This window comes from Alicyclobacillus sp. TC, from assembly GCF_016804365.1.
GTDB lineage: Bacteria > Bacillota > Bacilli > Alicyclobacillales > Alicyclobacillaceae > Alicyclobacillus_I > Alicyclobacillus_I tolerans.
On sequence record NZ_CP044434.1, the window covers coordinates 1,147,008 to 1,164,504 of the forward strand.

The following is a 17,497-nucleotide window of genomic DNA, read 5'->3' on the forward strand; positions in this document are numbered from 1 at the left end:
TTGGATTTGAACGTTGAGTTCCGTGGCCTAGACGGTAGTAGGACCAACAACGGATCAGAGAATACACCACTTTGCCGATGGTTCAATCTCGGTGTGGTCGTACGCTGGTTACTGAAGAAGGCGAGCAACATGATGACCGTGTACGCCGCTTATTTGTTGGTACAGTGGCGAATTCAGCAGACGTAGGTCCGATGCACGTTCGCTTAGGAATACCGCAAAAAGAGAGAGTGATAGAACATGAAAATTACGCCACAGGAAGGTGACGAAGCGTGATCGAGATCAAGAAAGCACGGCAAGAGCATGTGGAAGGCATTTGTCGTGTCTGTACGCTCGCATACTGGGATACGTACGGAGAGATGCACCCCGCGTCATACACCCAAAGAATCGTGGAATATTTTTACAATCTCGAGCGGGTAGCACAGGAAATGCGGAACGGTGAGTATTGGTTTGCTGTTGACGGAGGTATGGTCGTTGGTGCAGGTGGAGTGGGTGTCCGTCGCAAAGGGAAATAAGAAGGGTATTCCGTTCTACGAATCTCGAGGTTTCAAGCTGCAAGGCGAGCGAAAGGCTTACGCCTCATTGGAAGAAGAGAATTATGTCTTGTTGCGATATTGCCGACGGATCTAATTATAAAGATTGTTTCGAAGGAGGCGTGAATGTGATAAAGGGATTGTACGAAGCGCACTTGCCGGTGATCGACATGGAGAAGTCTATAGAGTTTTACCATGGGCTTGATTTGGAACTAGCATATCAAGGTCCACGAGTCACATTCTTTTGGATTGAGAAGGGCAAGAGTTGGCTCGGGCTCTGGCTATCGGAACATGCTAAAACACCATACCATCCATCCATTCGACATGTGGCTTTCTACGTGGAGTTAGAAGACCTGAAACGTGTGCAGAAATGGTTGAGAACTCGGGGAATTCAAGCCCGTGAGGCCTTCGGTGTATCCGGGGAAGATCAACCCCTAATCCTCTGCAATGATACTCATTACCATGCTGCCATTTACTTTGATGATCCGGACGGGAACTCATTGGAGTTCATCACGCCGCTCAAACTGGACGCCGAGGATGTGGTTTATCATGATGGTATGACACTCAAACAGTGGCTAAATGCCAACCATTTGTAAAGCGGGTGGCTAGGTATGATGCAGATGGGAACATTCTACGAGGCACATCTAGTGGTTCGAAACTTGGAGAGAGCTCACAAGGATAGTCGAGTGCTTCCCAAACGATTTGAACGATGGGCATCACATCCCTATACCGAAGAGAGCGAGTACGCTTAGCGGGCGGTTTATCGTGCTCCAGTTTGGGTTTCATAGTGGCAATCGCGTACTTCCGCGCGTATCCCAGGGTTCGCTCCAACTCATCCAAAATCTGCGATTTCTCTTGCCTTTTGCGTGCCTTAAGGTAACGCACGCGCATCGTACTCAGGTACTCTTGCCGACTCTGCATGGACATCCGCACATCGATCCCTTCGGTAAGATTTCTGTTTGAGTGAGCCGATACCCTTTCGGTAAGATTTTAGCTGAGTGATCGCGTAGTATTGACTTTTTTCTTGTAATCATATAATCTAGAAGTAGAGGCATATCATACCATATCAAGGCTTGCGAGGTTGCTATGATAAGGCAGCAGGCCGCAAAGCACTGACCCGCATTCCAATGAATGCGGGTCATCTACGTTTACGGAGATATTTAACTCGGGGGGATATTGATGCTGTATCGACTAGGACTGGACATTGGCATTACATCCGTTGGTTGGGCCGTTGTCGCTCTTGAGAAAGATGAAAGCGGATTAAAACCCATTCGCATCCAAGACCTCGGGGTGCGTATTTTTGATAAGGCAGAAGACAGCAAGACAGGTGCGTCATTGGCTCTTCCACGTCGTGAAGCGCGCAGTGCACGACGTCGTGTGCGACGCCGTCGGCATCGTCTATGGCGTGTAAAGCGATTGTTAGAACAGCAGGGGATTATTTCGGTAGAACAAATTGAAGCCCTTTATACGCAACGAACACCCTCTCCTGATGTGTATGCACTTCGTGTTTCCGGTCTTGATAGACGTCTTACAGCAGAAGAAATAGCGAGAGTGCTGATTCATATCGCGCATCGTCGCGGATTTCAGTCCAATCGGAAATCAGAATTAAAGGATTCGGATGCCGGGAAATTGCTAAAAGCTTTGCAGGAAAATGAAGCCCGGATGGAAACCAAGGGATACCGAACGGTCGCAGAAATGCTTGTTTCTGAAGCAACTATAACAAATTCGGAGGGGAAATTCATTCACGGTCGGAGTCACAGTTATGTATCGAATGTGAGGAATAAGGCTGGTGAGTATCGGCATACGGTCTCCCGACAAGCAATTGTGGAAGAGGTTCGTGCGATTTTCACCGCCCAACGTGCACTGGGAAACAATTTGATGAGCGAAGCGCTAGAAGATGCATATCTGCAAATTCTTTGTTCGCAACGTAACTTTGACGACGGTCCTGGTGGGAATAGTCCGTACGGACAGGGTTTGGTCTCTGCGAGCGGAGTGAGGCAAAGCATCTATGAAAGAATGGTAGGTATTTGCACGTTTGAACGCGAGCAACGTGAAAAGCGGGCTCCCCGTAGTTCGTATTCCTTTGAACGATTTCAACTCCTTACTAAAGTTTTAAATCTTAGAATCTACCGACAGAATGACGATGGCGGAAGGTATCTGAGTGAGCTTACAGAGGATGAGAGATCTCGCATAATTCAGTGCGCGTATGAACAAACAAAAATTACGTATTCAAAGCTTCGCAAATTGTTGGGCATGCAGGACGTTGACACTTTCTCTGGTCTGACATATGGAACGAATCGTGCACGTGAAAAGACAGAGGACGCAGTGTTTGTCGAACTCAAGTTTTATCATGATGTGAGAAAGGCATTGCAACATGCGGATATGTCAATTCAGGATATTCCACATGAAACACTCGACCAAATAGGTTGGATCTTATCCGTCTGGAAAAGCGACGACAATCGAAGAATTGAGCTTTCGAAACTCGGATTGTCTGACAATGTAATTAAGGAATTATTGGCATTGAATGGCGTGAAATTTGGTCATTTATCTTTCAAAGCAATTCGTAAGATCCTTCCCTTTTTGGAGAATGGCTATGGTTACGATGAAGCATGTAAGCTAGCAGGCTACCAGTTTCAAGGGCAAGAGGAGCTGCAGAAACAGAAGCTTATACCGCCTATGGATGAAGGGGAAGTTACGAACCCTGTTGTCCGGCGAGGTATTTCCCAAGCGATTAAGGTTATCAATGCGGTGATCCGTAAATATGGTTCACCTGAATCGATTCACATTGAGTTGGCGCGGGAGATGTCCAAGAATCTGGATGAAAGACGTAAGCTTGAAAAAGCTCAGAAGGAGAATCAAAAAAACAACGAGCAGATTAAGGCGGAGATTCGTGAGAACCTAGGCATCATACACGTGACTGGACGTGACATTGTGAAATATAAGCTGTTTAAACAACAACAAGGCCTTTGCATGTATTCGGGAGAAACATTGGAACTGAGCCGCTTATTTGAACCAGGATACGCTGAGGTTGATCATATAATACCGTATGGCGTTTCATTTGATGACAGTTACGATAACAAAGTTCTTGTCAAGGCCGAACAAAATCGAAAAAAAGGAAATCGAACGCCGTTGGAGTACCTGCAAGATAAGCCGGACCAGAAAGCCAAGTTGATAGCGTTGGTTCATACCCTCCATCTGCCGCTGAAAAAGAAGAATTTCCTGTTAATGGACAAGCGTGCGGTCGATTTGGAACAGGAGGAATTTCGTGAGAGAAACCTTACGGACACTCGGTACATCACGCGAGCTCTGATGAATCATATACAAAAGTGGCTGCTGTTCGATGAAACAGCCTCTAAACGGTCGAAGCGTGTGATCTGTGTCAATGGTGCCGTTACAGCATATATGCGGGCGCGGTGGGGGCTGACTAAGGATCGGGAGGCCGGAGATAAACATCATGCAGCCGACGCAGTCATTGTTGCGTGCATTGGGGATTCGCTCATTCAACGTGTCACGAAATATGACAAATTTAAGCGTAACGCGCTCGCTGACCGCAACCGTTATATGAAGCAGACCAACGAAAATCAGAACACCTCGCAATACATAGACGTGGAGACGGGGGAAAAGTTTACCTGGGAGTCCTTTGATGAACATAAGTTTCTTCCACATGAAAGATTGGAACCATGGCCATGTTTCCGAGACGAGTTGTTGGCCAGGCTCAGTGACGATCCGGCTAAAAACATTCGCGCAATTGGCCTTTTAACGTATTTGGAAAGTGAATCGATTCATCCTATTTTCGTCTCGAGGATGCCGACGAGAAAGATCACAGGCCCTGCGCACAAAGAAACCGTCCGTAGTCCGCGAAAGGTTCGTCTAGACAACAAGAAGGGAATAGAAATTCAGGTTATCATCTCTAAAGTTAATCTCTCAGAACTAAAACTCACGGAAGACAAAGAAATTAAAAACTATTTTCGTCCTGAAGATGATCGGCAACTTTATGAAACTCTTCGCTCACGACTTGTACAATTTAGCGGCGATGCAAGGGAAGCTTTCAAAGAACCTGTGTATAAGATTTCTAAGGATGGAAATGTTCAAACGCCAGTCAGAAAGGTCAAGGTACAAGAACCTTTGACGATTGGTGTTCCGGTTCACGGTGGTCGAGGCATTGCCGAAAATGGCAGAATGGTGAGAATTGATATCTTCGAAAAGGGTGGAAAACACTATTATGTGCCGGTGTATGTATCGGACGTCCTGAAACAAGAGCTCCCGAATCTTTTAGCCACTGCGCACAAACCATATTCGGAATGGCGGGTTTTGGATGAAACGTATCGATTCAAGTTTAGTTTATATCCAAACGACCCGGTAATGATTAAACCTATCAAGGAAGTGGATATAACTTATAAGGATGGTTCAAAAGAACCGATAGGGTGCCGCCTTATGTACTACGCAGGCGCAAATATCTCGAACGCGAATATTACATTGAAAACACATGATGATTTGGGTGAAATCACTCTCGGTGTACAAAAATTAGAAATTTTTGACAAATACGTAGTCGATGTTCTTGGCGGCACCTATCCAGTTCATAAGGAACAGCGTATGCCATTTTGTGTTAGAAGGAAGGGGAAATGATTGTCTCATAGACATGTGATGGTGACACGCTCTGCCAAGCTAAGTTGTCGAAATAGCCAGCTTGTCATACATCAGGAGGACGAGATCACTGGAGAAATGTGTAAATATACCATTCCTTTGGAGGATATTCGCACTCTTATGTTGGAGGATCGACAGAGTATCATTACGTCGGCCCTCCTAGCAAGACTGGCTGAGTTTCGGATTGCTGTATTTACTTGCGACGATAAGCATTTACCAAATGGCGTACTTTTGCCTTATGGTCAGCATTCGCGAGGACCAAAAATTATGCGCTCGCAGCTTGACATGAAGCGTCCTCTTGTCAAACGTCTCTGGCAGGCTATTGTGCGCCGTAAAATTGAGAATCAAGCTGCTTGCTTATCCCTGTGTGGTTGTAGTGGTGAAGAGGGGTTACTTGCATTTGCAAACAGGGTTTCCTCTGGGGATAAGGGATCCATGGAGTCCCAAGCAGCTAGGATGTACTTCAAACACTTATTCGGTAAAACATTTAAGCGAGGGTCTGATGATTTTATAAACTCAGCGATAAACTACGGGTATGCGCTGGTGCGGGGGCAGGTCGCTCGAAGCTTGTGTGCCTTTGGATTCCAACCTTCCATTGGCCTGCAACATCACAGTGAACTCAACAATTTTAACCTTGCAGATGATCTCATGGAACCATATCGCCCTATCGTCGATTACATAGTGGTAACAGAGCTCGATGTTGACTCGCCGGTACTTTCAAAATTGCATAAAAGACGTTTAATGCAGATTCTTACGCAAATGGTTTGGCTGGAAAATGAACGATACGATCTGACTGCAAGCATTGAAGCTATGGTTTCCAGCTTTTCGAATGCTATATCGACGGAAGACCCAAATGCTTTGCAATTGCCAAGGTTGACGGAGGTACAGATGGGGGTTTATGAGTAGGATTATGCGGCTTATAGTACTTTTTGATTTGCCAGTGACTACAAAAGCTGAACGAAAGGCAGCAACCCAGTTTCGACAGTTTTTGCTTCATGATGGGTACTATATGATGCAGTATTCCTGTTATTGCCGTATCTGCGGTAGTTATGAGATGGCCGAAAAACACGAGCGACGCCTTCAAGCTCATTTACCTGAGAAAGGTTCAATTCGAACACTATTGGTCACGGAGAAGCAGTTCATGAGAATGAAAATTCTTGTCGGCAACTATGTGCCAAATGAACGGAAAATGCAAAGTGAACAGTTGCTACTTTTTTGAAAAGTGTATGACAAGCGATGAAAAACAGCGTGGATATTTCTTTTAAAAAAAAAAAGAATCGTCCAATCCCTTATACCACAGGAGATTGGACGATAACGCATCATACCATATCGAGGCTTGCGAGGGAACTATGACAATGATGCCTTTTTAGCGATGGCGCTCACGATCATACCATATCGAGGCTTGCGAGGGAACTATGACGTGTCATCGGTGAAAAATTCTGCAAGCGTTATCATACCATATCGAGGCTTGCGAGGGAACTATGACTCTCGCTGGCAAACACCGAGCAGTGCAACGATCATACCATATCGAGGCTTGCGAGGGAACTATGACAATAGTTTAGGTAACCTTGCGAAATCCTTTATCATACCATATCGAGGCTTGCGAGGGAACTATGACATCCACTTCGACCACCGTCTTTTTTGCGTTATCATACCATATCGAGGCTTGCGAGGGAACTATGACCTTTCAATTAGCCCCTAAAAACTCCTCGATATCATACCATATCGAGGCTTGCGAGGGAACTATGACTCTTCTGCTTGATGCGGAGCAGCATCCTGCATCATACCATATCGAGGCTTGCGAGGGAACTATGACACTTTCGATGCGATATTGCGTTGTTAGAGCATCATACCATATCGAGGCTTGCGAGGGAACTATGACTGTTGGGCAACAAAAGCTTGAGTCCAACCTATCATACCATATCGAGGCTTGCGAGGGAACTATGACTCCACCAGAGCTATGATCAGGTTTTCCATAATCATACCATATCGAGGCTTGCGAGGGAACTATGACCCTTGGTTGGCCGATGGAGGCCATGTAGTGATCATACCATATCGAGGCTTGCGAGGGAACTATGACCGCGGAGAAACATTCACATGCGATTGTGGTATCATACCATATCGAGGCTTGCGAGGGAACTATGACGCCTTAGGGAAGCATCCGTGGCAGGTGCAAATCATACCATATCGAGGCTTGCGAGGGAACTATGACACCGTATTGCCTCGTTGATAGACCCACTCGATCATACCATATCGAGGCTTGCGAGGGAACTATGACAGTAGAGAATCGGCTAGTGCGATGGGTGCTATCATACCATATCGAGGCTTGCGAGGGAACTATGACGTAGTTTTGCGCTTCAAGTGCCGACAGGTCATCATACCATATCGAGGCTTGCGAGGGAACTATGACGTACGCCGATAGCGGTATCCGTTCCCGCATATCATACCATATCGAGGCTTGCGAGGGAACTATGACCAAGTCGTTACACCATCAGGAGGGATACCTATCATACCATATCGAGGCTTGCGAGGGAACTATGACAAGACATCTGGGCTATTGCATTCTAGTAGCATCATACCATATCGAGGCTTGCGAGGGAACTATGACTCGGGAACTTGCCAAACGATAGAGTTTTCAATCATACCATATCGAGGCTTGCGAGGGAACTATGACTTGGTCGACATTTTCGCCACTTTGGTCGACATCATACCATATCGAGGCTTGCGAGGGAACTATGACTGTTTAATGCTTCGAATGCTCAATCGGCTAATCATACCATATCGAGGCTTGCGAGGGAACTATGACAGCGGAACATCGCGGCATGCTTTTAGCCGTATCATACCATATCGAGGCTTGCGAGGGAACTATGACGTCGCGCAAGTGACTTCGCTTGCGCTCATTATCATACCATATCGAGGCTTGCGAGGGAACTATGACCTGCTTCCCACGCCGGTTGCGGGCGTGTAAATCATACCATATCGAGGCTTGCGAGGGAACTATGACCTTTGAGACCATTATACACCAAAAGAGGTGATCATACCATATCGAGGCTTGCGAGGGAACTATGACGTATTCAGCGTGGCGGTTAATCCTGTCGGAATCATACCATATCGAGGCTTGCGAGGGAACTATGACATGTCACGCCTCGACCGATAATCTGTGTAGATCATACCATATCGAGGCTTGCGAGGGAACTATGACCAAAAAGGCGGGGTTTTTATTTGCAATTCCATCATACCATATCGAGGCTTGCGAGGGAACTATGACTGGAAAATTTGCACAGGAAGATATTCCTTTATCATACCATATCGAGGCTTGCGAGGGAACTATGACCCGCCGTTTACATTTACGCTAATCGGGCTGATCATACCATATCGAGGCTTGCGAGGGAACTATGACGTCTGGAGCGGACGTTTCATAGCCGCCTGCATCATACCATATCGAGGCTTGCGAGGGAACTATGACACGAAAGATGGAGAAACCACACAAGAGTTTATCATACCATATCGAGGCTTGCGAGGGAACTATGACTCATGTTTGAAAGGTTGAAAGTGTTCATAAATCATACCATATCGAGGCTTGCGAGGGAACTATGACTGCGTAGGTATCCAAGGTGTAGCTGCGACTTATCATACCATATCGAGGCTTGCGAGGGAACTATGACCCATAGGGGACGGGAAACTGTATCATCACAATCATACCATATCGAGGCTTGCGAGGGAACTATGACTGTTTAATACTTCAAACGTACTCAAGTGGGATCACACCATATCGAGGCTTGCGAGGGAACTATGACGTGAAGTGTGGTCATTCGCTGAAATATTGAATCATACCATATCGAGGCTTGCGAGGGAACTATGACGTTGGGTCGGAGCAATCGCAGGTCTCATCGATCATACCATATCGAGGCTTGCGAGGGAACTATGACCACGATGGTCCGCTTCGATACGTGGAGAAGATCATACCATATCGAGGCTTGCGAGGGAACTATGACTATCAGTATGTTTTGGATTTATCGGCTTCGATCATACCATATCGAGGCTTGCGAGGGAACTATGACAGTGGTGGTTGAATGGATATAAAGTGTTGCATCATACCATATCGAGGCTTGCGAGTAAACTATGATAGATATGAGTAGGTTTGCTACGGGTTTGTCAATAATTTTGTGTAAACTTTTTTGAACAATTTTAGTTAATTTAGCCTTCTATACCATCAAAAAGTATATCATAAACGGACTGAGAATCTGACCCCAGTTTTGTACCCGCATGATCCAGCGCTTCGTAACCTCCATCGTGGCAAGGTATAGCATCTTAGTGAGAGAATCATTCGTCGGGAAGATGACTTTCCCTTGGTTACCTTACGAAGTTGCCTTTGGTAGCCCTCAATCAGATTAGACGTATAGATAACCGGCGCATCTCTGGCGGATAGCGGAAGAAAGTGGCGAGTTCATCCCAGTTGCTGCGCCAGGACCGCACGACAAGTGGATATTTGATGCCCCAGGTCTGCTCGAATTTATCCAGTTCTTCCAGGGATGCACTTCCTCAGTACTGGCTTTGTAAAAGGGCTTTAGCGCCGCTGTTACGGGCTTGTAGTCCTTATACGACACATACTTGAGCGAATGTCGAATCTGGTGAACCACGCATTTCTGGATATCGGACTTGGGATAACAGGCTGCGATCGCTTCACTGAACCCAGTCAGGTTGTCGACGCAAGTGATGAGAATATCTTCGAAGCCTCGGCTCTTCAGTTCGTTGAGAACGGTTAGCCAAAACTTCGCAGATTCATTTTCACCGATCCAGATGCCAAGCACGTCCTTTTGTTCTTCAAGGTCAATACCTACAACCATGTAGGCGGCTTTGTTTAACACTTGGTCATCCTGCTTCACTTTGTAGTGGATAGCATCCAGAAACACCACAGCATACACGGTTTGCAGCGGCCGGCTTTGCCATTCTTTATTCATCGGAAGAAGTTTGTCCGTGAGGTTGGAGATGAGTGTGGGCGATACGTCTAGTCCGTACAATTGGTGAAGATGGGCCTGAATGTCTATGGTGCTCATACCCCGTGCATACAAGGCAATAACCTGCTCCTCGATGCCGAAAGTGTTGGTCTGATTCTATTTAATGATTTTAGGCTCAAATTCGCCCTTGCGGTCTCTGGGGACTGAAATCTCTACGTCGCCGTATTCGGCGGTAAGGGTCTTACGGCTATGTCCGTTGCGGCTGTTGTCCGTCGTCTTGTTTTTGGTGTCGTGCTTAGCGTAAAACCCAAGTGAGTATCCAGCTCGGCCTCGAGCATTCCTTGCATCGTGCTGGCGAACCGGATTGACACCCGTAAGTTGGACATAGCTCTCTTTTTCTAGCGTTTTCTTAGACTTTCACATTTTCTTTCGGTTTTAATCCGGTATTACAATGCTTTTTGTGAAACTCGACCGGCGATAAGTAGTGCAGGCTGGAATGCATCCTTCTTTCATTGTAATATTCCATGAATGAAACCACTTCCCGATATGCCTGTGTATAACTCTCAAATTCAAAGCGAGAAAAACAGTCATCTTCCAGTATCCTGTGAAAAGATTCGATATGAGCATTCATATTTGGTGTCTTTGGCGGTATCCGCTCATGCTCCAGCCCAAGTTGTTCACATGTGGATTCAAACAGGTGACTGACAAACTGTGGCCCATTGTCGGAACGAATTACAGGCAACTCGGATTTCCCGTATAATTTTCGTTTCCAGAGCGCACTTTTCAGTGTATTTGCAGCATCTGTAGCCTCGCAGCGCAACCCAATATGGTAGTCCACAATTTGTCTGTCATACACATCAATATACGACAGCACGAAGAAGAATCGATCTTCACCCGTAATATAGCCATACTTAATATCCACTTCGAACAATTGATTCGGACCCGTGATATCTCGGTTTCTAGCCAATTTCCGAGGATGCTTTTCCTTCAATTTGCGTTGTGGCTTAAGGATCTTCAATTCCTTGCAAAGCCGATATACCTTTTTCTTGTTGATAACCAACTGGTACTTTCTCTTTAATAAATAGGTTAACTTGAGATATCCATAGGCAAAACCATCTCCTTCTATTTCATTCATAATCCATTCCTTGGCCTGCTCGTCACTTACCTTGCTGCCATCTTGTGTATAGGTATATTCGGTTACAGGACGCCCTCCAGCAGTCGTTCTCGGCTGTGGTTCATGTGTCTGCTGATAGTAATAGGTGGACCTAGAAACCCCCACGATGCGCAGCACGATGGTGACTGAATACCCGGCTGTGATCCACTTGTGTGCAATAGCTATTTTATCCGCAAACATTCCTGTAGAAGCTAAGAAATAGAGTTTGTAGAAATAATAACGCCCCGATACGATAAGTGTGTACTGGGTCGTAGCCCTCAATAACCCATCGTAGGAGGCGTTAATATGAAGTCTAGACTGGTTAAAGTGCAGAATCAACGCGTGGAACGAATTTCCACTACAACCCTTGTCATTGGTATCGACATCGCCAAGGAGAGACACGCTGCACAAGCTATTAACTTTAGAGGAATCGTCCTCAGCAACAAGCCTATTATATTCTCAAATGACCGCTCCGGTTTTGAGTATCTGGAACGAACAATTCGCAAGCTACAGACAACCCATGGCATGGACGACGTCATCATAGGTATGGAGAGCACCGGACATTACTGGTTTAACCTTGCTAACTGGCTTGTTAAACAAGGTATCGACGTTGTACTCGTGAATCCACTGACCACCAAAAGAAACAAGGAAAACAGAGATAATTCGCCTTCCAAAAATGACCCCAAGGATGCACTGGTCATTGCAGATGCCGTCAGTCGTGGATACTACGCCTCCTTTTCCCCAAAAGACGAAGCATTCCGGCGGATCCGAGTCGTCGTCACAAACAGGGAGCACTGGGTGATCGAACGTGGACGGATCGAAAACCGTATCCATCGTTGGCTGGATATTCGTTTCCCTGAGTATGGACAAGCATTTGAGGATATTTTCAGTGCTCGTTCCCTAGCGACATTGCGCCGGTTCTCGACGCCGTCTGACTTGCTACAGCTTACTCCAGAACGAATGATAGAAATCTGGGGAGAGTACATGTCGAGACCTGGTGGTTTGCGTGGAAAACGTAAGGCGATTGAACTTCTTGAGTTAGCCAGACACAGTGTTGGAGACACTTTCGCCCTGGAGGAAGACAAATGGGAACTAACACATTTGGTGGATGAGTACGAACGAATTCAGAGGATTGTTGAGGAAGCTGACGAGATGATTAAGAAGATGCTGCCCGAGATTCCTGGTTCAGAACTCGTTCTGTCCGTCGGGGTATCTGCTCCTGCAACGGCTGCCATTTTAGCCTTTGGCGGTGATTTAAGTAAGCTGTCTCATGGAAACCAGTTGCTGCGAAAAGCCGGTTTGAACCTCGCTGAGAAGAGTTCTGGTAAATACAAGGGGAAAATAAAGCTCACAAAGCGAGGCAATTCGCTACTACGCAAGCACCTCTACTTCACTGTGTTTCGCCTGCTGTCCCACAATTCTGCGTTTCAAGCCCTGCATACACACAACATTGAAGTGAAACGGATGACCAAGATGCAATCCATCATGAAATTAATCGGTAAACTGGCTCGAATGCTCGTCGCTATGGCCAGACAAGGGGAAGAATTCAGTTTAGATAAAGCCCAACTTACGTTAGCAGCTTAAGAAACCTGAGGGTCTCGACACGTAGATTGGCTCATTCGCAGGATTTCACAAAGAAAGCACGGAGTACCAAGAAACCCTCACTTTAGGGCAAAGCAGACCCGTTCCGCAAACGTTGATTGGACTCCACACCTTGGATAGATAGGACGAAGGAATGTAAGGGCGTAGACCCGTCGAGATTTGGGAGAGTGAATCCCAGGGACCTTGTGGAGAGAAGCGTGCAGCAAAGGACCTATATGGAAGATGCTGTTAAAACGCACTGCACCTTCTGTTCCCGCACGCGCTCGAACGGTTCTGCCTTACGAGGTATCTCCTCATTCCCAATCCATCTTATAACTAGGTTAATGAAATCCTGCGAATGAGCGAGCATTCGTGAGAAAAGGCTAATCATCTGAGGGAGTGAGGGTTGGCTTTTTTTAACAGGTCACGCAAAATGTGATTTTCGAGTGCCTGATCAGCTAATGCCTTTCGTAATTTATCATTCTCAGAAGCCAACTCTGAACGCTCTTCAACGACCTGTTGGTAATCATCTGAAGTGACATGTGTTGGTATACCTTTTGATTTTCCAGGCGTTATACCTGTCTTCTTAAACTCACGAGTCCATCTACCAACCATATTGGCATTTAGATCGTGCTTCCTTGCCACAATAGTAGGACTACCAGTTTCCAGACATTCCTGGACGATCTGTTGCTTGAACTGTGATGAAAATTTCCGTCGTTCCATATAGACAACCTCCTGTTGCTTCTAGTCTCCTATACTTTAGAGAGGTTGTCCAACCTGATTTCGGGGCTTAAGAGGAACAAATCTCGCAGTGCGGCTTGCACATCTTCCGTGGGCTTCAGGTCATTCTTCTTGATAAACTGCTTTGAGAATCCCTTTGAAACCTTCGCCATTTTAATACCGTCCCAATCTGTTACTCCCATTAAGGAATTGGGAGTTTACACAAAATTATTGACAGACCCGATTCAACATTCTTTTACCTATTACCTATTACCTATCTTCTATCTTCCTATTTATGTTTTTGGTTCTCCATGGTAATCTTAAAATAGATTGGCATTCTAGTAGATGAAAATTTATACTGGCAGATCGAATTAAGCAAAAACGGAGCGTGAATGAATGGAAAGTTCTTTTCGTCAAAAAATATTATTTGGTATTCGTACAAAATTAATTTTATTAACAGTCATTTCATTGCTGATTAGTGCACCTATTTCTACATTTATTGAGCATGAACTGCGTTATGGACTGGGATTGCATGTCAGCGCACAAGCTGGGACTCTCATCAATACGGCCATCAGTATTATTGTGACAACCATTTTAATTGCTATCTCTTTTCAATTTATCGTAATTCGCAATATACATAAAATTATAGAAGTGGTTAGTCGTTGGGCAAAAGGGGATTTTCGGCATAGAGTCGCCATTCGTTCAAAAGATGAGTTGGGAAGATTGTCCGTACATATGAATGAAATGGCCGATGAGATTAGTCGTTTGTTACAAGCTGTACAATCGGCGTCTAACCAAGTGGAGAGTGAAGCGCAAAGCGTTCAGTCAGTTGCTTCTGAAAACGCTAAAGCGGCTGAGCAAGTTGCTTTAGTGATCCAGGAGGCATCCGTAGACGCAGAGCAACAATATCAAACTATGGCAATTACAGAAAAAAGTGTTCAAAAAATGATTGAAGGTTGTAAGCAGATTGAACTAGCTATGAACCGTGTAAACGAAGTTGTCGATCGCACTGTGGAAGCGACTGGACAAGGGCGCTCTAATACGGAATCTGCTGTTTTAGAAGTGCATAAAGTTGCGGAAGATATTAAACAGTTAGGTGTTGAAATTTCTCGCTTATCGAATGATGTTTCAGAGATCCATCGCATTACCGAAATGATTTCCAATATTTCAAAACAAACAAATCTACTATCATTAAATGCTGCTATCGAAGCATCACGTGCTGGTGAATTAGGGAGAGGCTTTGCTGTAGTAGCTACAGAAGTAAGAAAATTAGCAGATGATACTTCCGGCGCTACCGAAAAAATCAGACAGATGGTGGAAGCATTATTAGAAGCTGTACAGCGCGTAGTTCAAGTTGCTGCTAATTCAGCCAATAAAGTCGTAGAAAGTGTACAAGTTGTAGAACATTCATTGAACGTATACGGTGAAATCGAAAATGTTGTACATTCTCTAGAATCTGTTGTTGATGATGTATCGGAAGAGACAGTCCTACTAGTCAACAGAGCAGAAGAAACACAAAAACAAATCGAGTCTATGGGGATATCAGTAAAAGAAACGACGGAACGTTTGCAAGCCATTGCTGCAACTACTCAGGAACAACTTGCCAGTACAGAAGAGGTATCTGCATCATCTGCTTCGCTGACCGATACATCTCAGGTGCTGGCTAATCAAGCGAGATTGTTTATTGTTTAAAAAATATGATTTGTCGAAAGTTCTTGAATCCATATTAATTATGATAAATGAGCAGAGCACTGTTTGTTAAGAATAGGAATTCTTGCCTTTTGCCTGTTTTACATGGTAGAATGTCAATCGTATCTTGAGTGAATCATGTTCTGATTTCTAGGAAATGTCAGTTCAACTTGACTGAACTGCATAGGTTGTTAGGAGGACTATTTTTTATGACCGCAAAATGGGAAAAAACCGGCACAAATGTCGGTGTTCTTGAAGTGGAATTGCCGAGCGAAGAATTTGGAGCGGCTTTAGATGTTGCTTTTAAATCAGTGGTTAAACGAGTAAACGTTCCAGGTTTCCGCAAAGGCAAAGTGCCAAGAAAAATTTTTGAAATGAAATTTGGAGTGGAATCGCTCTATCAAGATGCGGTTGATTACTTGTTGCCACGCGCCTATGACGTTGCAGTCAAAGAGACTGGTATTTTTCCCGTAGATAGACCATCAGTAGATTATTTACAAGCTGAACAAGGTAAACCTTTTGTATTCAAAGCGACTGTAGTGGTTAAGCCGGAAGTTACTCTTGGCGAGTATAAAGGGCTTGAAATTGAAGATAAAAAGTTTGAGGTTACAGATGAATCACTTCAAGAAGAGCTTGATAATATTCGCTCTAGCCATGCTCAGATTGAGGTGGTAGAAGACGGTGAAGTCGAAAAGGGCGACACAGTCAGTATTGATTTTCGAGGAACAGTCGACGGTGAACCCTTTGAAGGTGGGGAAGCTGAAAACTTTCAGTTAGAGATAGGTTCGGGCATGTTTATTGCTGGTTTTGAAGATCAGTTGATAGGCATGAAACCAGGTGAGACTCGGACTATTCAAGTCACATTTCCTGAAGAATATCATGTCAAATCGTTGGCTTCGAAGCCTGCCGAATTTGAAGTTGTATTACATGATATTAAACGCAAAGTACTTCGAGAATTAAACGATGAGTTTGTTCAGGAAATTAGTGATTTTCAAACAGTGGATGAATTCGTGGCAGATTTGAAAGAGTCTTTGGAAAAACGTGCTGAAGCTGACAGGGAACGCTATCTGGAGGATGAAGCAGTAACTAAAGCCACTGAAAATGCTGTCATTGATTTACCAGAAGTGATGGTTGAACATGAAATTGACCATCAGGTTGACAATTTTGCTCGTCAGTTACAGTATCAACAAATTCCGCTAGATGCTTACCTTGAATTTACAGGTACGAGCATGGAAGAGTTGCGTGCTCAGTTTAAAGAAGGCGCTGAAAAACGAGTTCGTATTGAACTTGTTTTAGAGGAAATTGCCAAGCAGGAGAGTTTAGAACCGACTCCTGAAGATTTGCAGTCTGAGCTAGCCAAAATTGCAGAACAAGCTAACATGGAGATAGAGCGAGTTCAACAATTGATGAATCTTCGCGATCCTGGGTTGCAAAATATGCGCCATGATTTAAGAAACAGCAGGGTGGCTAAGTTTCTTGTGGAAAATAGCAAATTGGTTTGATGTTGGGTATAATATGGAATACGAAGTTAGATGTTGAGATAAGGTATAGTTCGGACAAGGCACGTTAACGTGCCTTGTCTTGTCAAAAACAGAGGTTTTCTTTTTTGGAGAAGGAGGGGTATACATGAGTTTAACACCCATCGTTATTGAACAAACCAGTCGAGGAGAACGTTCTTACGATATATATTCCAGGCTTTTGCGAGATCGAATTATCTTGCTGGGTACACCGATTGATGACTATGTTGCAAATTCCGTAGTTGCTCAGTTACTGTTCTTAGCTGCAGACGATCCTGATCGAGATATTCAATTGTACATTAACAGTCCTGGTGGTTCGGTTACAGCGGGTCTTGCTATATATGATACAATGCAACACATAAAACCTGCAGTATCCACAATGTGCATTGGCATGGCCGCCAGTATGGGTGCATTTCTTTTGGCGGCTGGCGAAAAAGGTAAGCGATTTGCGTTACCGAATGCAGAGATTATGATCCACCAACCGTTGGGAGGAGTTCAAGGTCAGGCATCAGATATAAAAATTCATGCCGATTGGATACTCAAAACCAAGGATAAGCTGAATAGTATATTGGCAGAAAGAACAGGACAGCCCATTGAAAAAGTTGAACAAGATACAGACCGCGACAATTTTCTGTCTGCTCAAGAAGCCAAGGCGTACGGTTTAATCGACGATGTCATTCAACATGGCAATGTGTAAGTGAAAAA

The 17,497-nt window shown here is 44.9% G+C and carries 12 protein-coding genes, 1 pseudogene and 1 CRISPR repeat array; of the genes and pseudogenes, 10 read left to right on the forward strand and 3 right to left on the reverse strand.

The features are described 5' to 3' along the window. The 6 genes from FY534_RS14600 (at position 1) to cas2 (ending at position 6,393) form a co-directional block, all read left to right on the forward strand. Positions 1–186 (forward strand): hypothetical protein, encoded by a 186-nt coding sequence (locus FY534_RS14600; RefSeq protein ID WP_238413681.1) that lies wholly within the window; start codon positions 1–3, stop codon positions 184–186. An 83-nt stretch (positions 187–269) separates the two neighbouring features. After that, positions 270–512, forward strand: a complete 243-nt coding sequence (locus FY534_RS05540; protein WP_238413682.1) for a hypothetical protein — start codon at positions 270–272, stop codon at positions 510–512. Positions 513–658: 146 nt separating this feature from the next. After that, complete coding sequence (locus tag FY534_RS05545) at positions 659–1,126, forward strand: VOC family protein (RefSeq protein ID WP_203115384.1); 468 nt, start codon at positions 659–661, stop codon at positions 1,124–1,126. 583 nt (positions 1,127–1,709) lie between these two features. Next, entirely contained in the window at positions 1,710–5,156 is a 3,447-nt protein-coding gene (gene cas9, locus FY534_RS05550; protein WP_203115385.1) for a type II CRISPR RNA-guided endonuclease Cas9, read from the forward strand. Beyond that, a complete protein-coding gene (gene cas1, locus FY534_RS05555; protein ID WP_238413683.1) occupies positions 5,157–6,080 on the forward strand; it encodes a type II CRISPR-associated endonuclease Cas1 in 924 nt (307 codons plus the stop codon). Positions 6,081–6,084: 4 nt separating this feature from the next. Then, on the forward strand, positions 6,085–6,393 hold the full coding sequence (gene cas2 / locus FY534_RS05560) for a CRISPR-associated endonuclease Cas2 (RefSeq protein ID WP_203115542.1): 309 nt from the start codon (positions 6,085–6,087) through the stop codon (positions 6,391–6,393). 99 nt (positions 6,394–6,492) lie between these two features. Beyond that, positions 6,493–9,301: direct repeats of the CRISPR family, unit length 36 nt; unit sequence ATCATACCATATCGAGGCTTGCGAGGGAACTATGAC. 78 nt (positions 9,302–9,379) lie between these two features. On the opposite strand, the pseudogene FY534_RS05565 reads toward cas2, so the two are convergent. Then, positions 9,380–10,524, reverse strand: a pseudogene (locus tag FY534_RS05565) (IS256 family transposase); the annotation flags it as partial. A 17-nt stretch (positions 10,525–10,541) separates the two neighbouring features. Beyond that, entirely contained in the window at positions 10,542–11,567 is a 1,026-nt protein-coding gene (locus FY534_RS05570) for an IS3 family transposase (RefSeq protein ID WP_238413456.1), read from the reverse strand. A 24-nt stretch (positions 11,568–11,591) separates the two neighbouring features. Between FY534_RS05570 and FY534_RS05575 the strand changes: the two genes are divergently transcribed. Then, positions 11,592–12,869: an IS110 family RNA-guided transposase gene (locus FY534_RS05575; RefSeq protein ID WP_203114238.1), complete on the forward strand. Its 1,278-nt coding sequence runs from the start codon at positions 11,592–11,594 to the stop codon at positions 12,867–12,869. Between the two features lie 384 nt (positions 12,870–13,253). Here FY534_RS05575 and FY534_RS05580 read toward each other — a convergent pair whose 3' ends face one another. Then, positions 13,254–13,589: a transposase gene (locus FY534_RS05580; RefSeq protein ID WP_072874689.1), complete on the reverse strand. Its 336-nt coding sequence runs from the start codon at positions 13,587–13,589 to the stop codon at positions 13,254–13,256. A gap of 393 nt (positions 13,590–13,982) precedes the next feature. Here FY534_RS05580 and FY534_RS05585 point away from each other — a divergent pair, with 393 nt between their 5' ends. The 3 genes from FY534_RS05585 (at position 13,983) to clpP (ending at position 17,489) form a co-directional block, all read left to right on the forward strand. Next, positions 13,983–15,278 carry a methyl-accepting chemotaxis protein gene (locus FY534_RS05585; protein WP_203115387.1) on the forward strand — a complete coding sequence of 432 codons (1,296 nt, stop codon included), beginning with the start codon at positions 13,983–13,985 and terminating at the stop codon, positions 15,276–15,278. A 206-nt stretch (positions 15,279–15,484) separates the two neighbouring features. Next, entirely contained in the window at positions 15,485–16,777 is a 1,293-nt protein-coding gene (gene tig / locus FY534_RS05590; RefSeq protein ID WP_203115388.1) for a trigger factor, read from the forward strand. Positions 16,778–16,901: 124 nt separating this feature from the next. Next, a complete protein-coding gene (gene clpP, locus FY534_RS05595) occupies positions 16,902–17,489 on the forward strand; it encodes an ATP-dependent Clp endopeptidase proteolytic subunit ClpP (protein WP_072874735.1) in 588 nt (195 codons plus the stop codon). Positions 17,490–17,497 lie beyond the last annotated feature (8 nt).

Coding starts and splice junctions, on each gene's coding strand:
- tig (WP_203115388.1), top strand. CDS start 15,485: ATGACCGCAAAATGGGAAAAAACCGGCACAAATGTCGGTGTTCTTGAA.
- FY534_RS05575 (WP_203114238.1), top strand. CDS start 11,592: ATGAAGTCTAGACTGGTTAAAGTGCAGAATCAACGCGTGGAACGAATT.
- FY534_RS05585 (WP_203115387.1), top strand. CDS start 13,983: ATGGAAAGTTCTTTTCGTCAAAAAATATTATTTGGTATTCGTACAAAA.
- cas2 (WP_203115542.1), top strand. CDS start 6,085: ATGCGGCTTATAGTACTTTTTGATTTGCCAGTGACTACAAAAGCTGAA.
- cas9 (WP_203115385.1), top strand. CDS start 1,710: ATGCTGTATCGACTAGGACTGGACATTGGCATTACATCCGTTGGTTGG.
- clpP (WP_072874735.1), top strand. CDS start 16,902: ATGAGTTTAACACCCATCGTTATTGAACAAACCAGTCGAGGAGAACGT.
- FY534_RS05580 (WP_072874689.1), bottom strand. CDS start 13,589: ATGGAACGACGGAAATTTTCATCACAGTTCAAGCAACAGATCGTCCAG.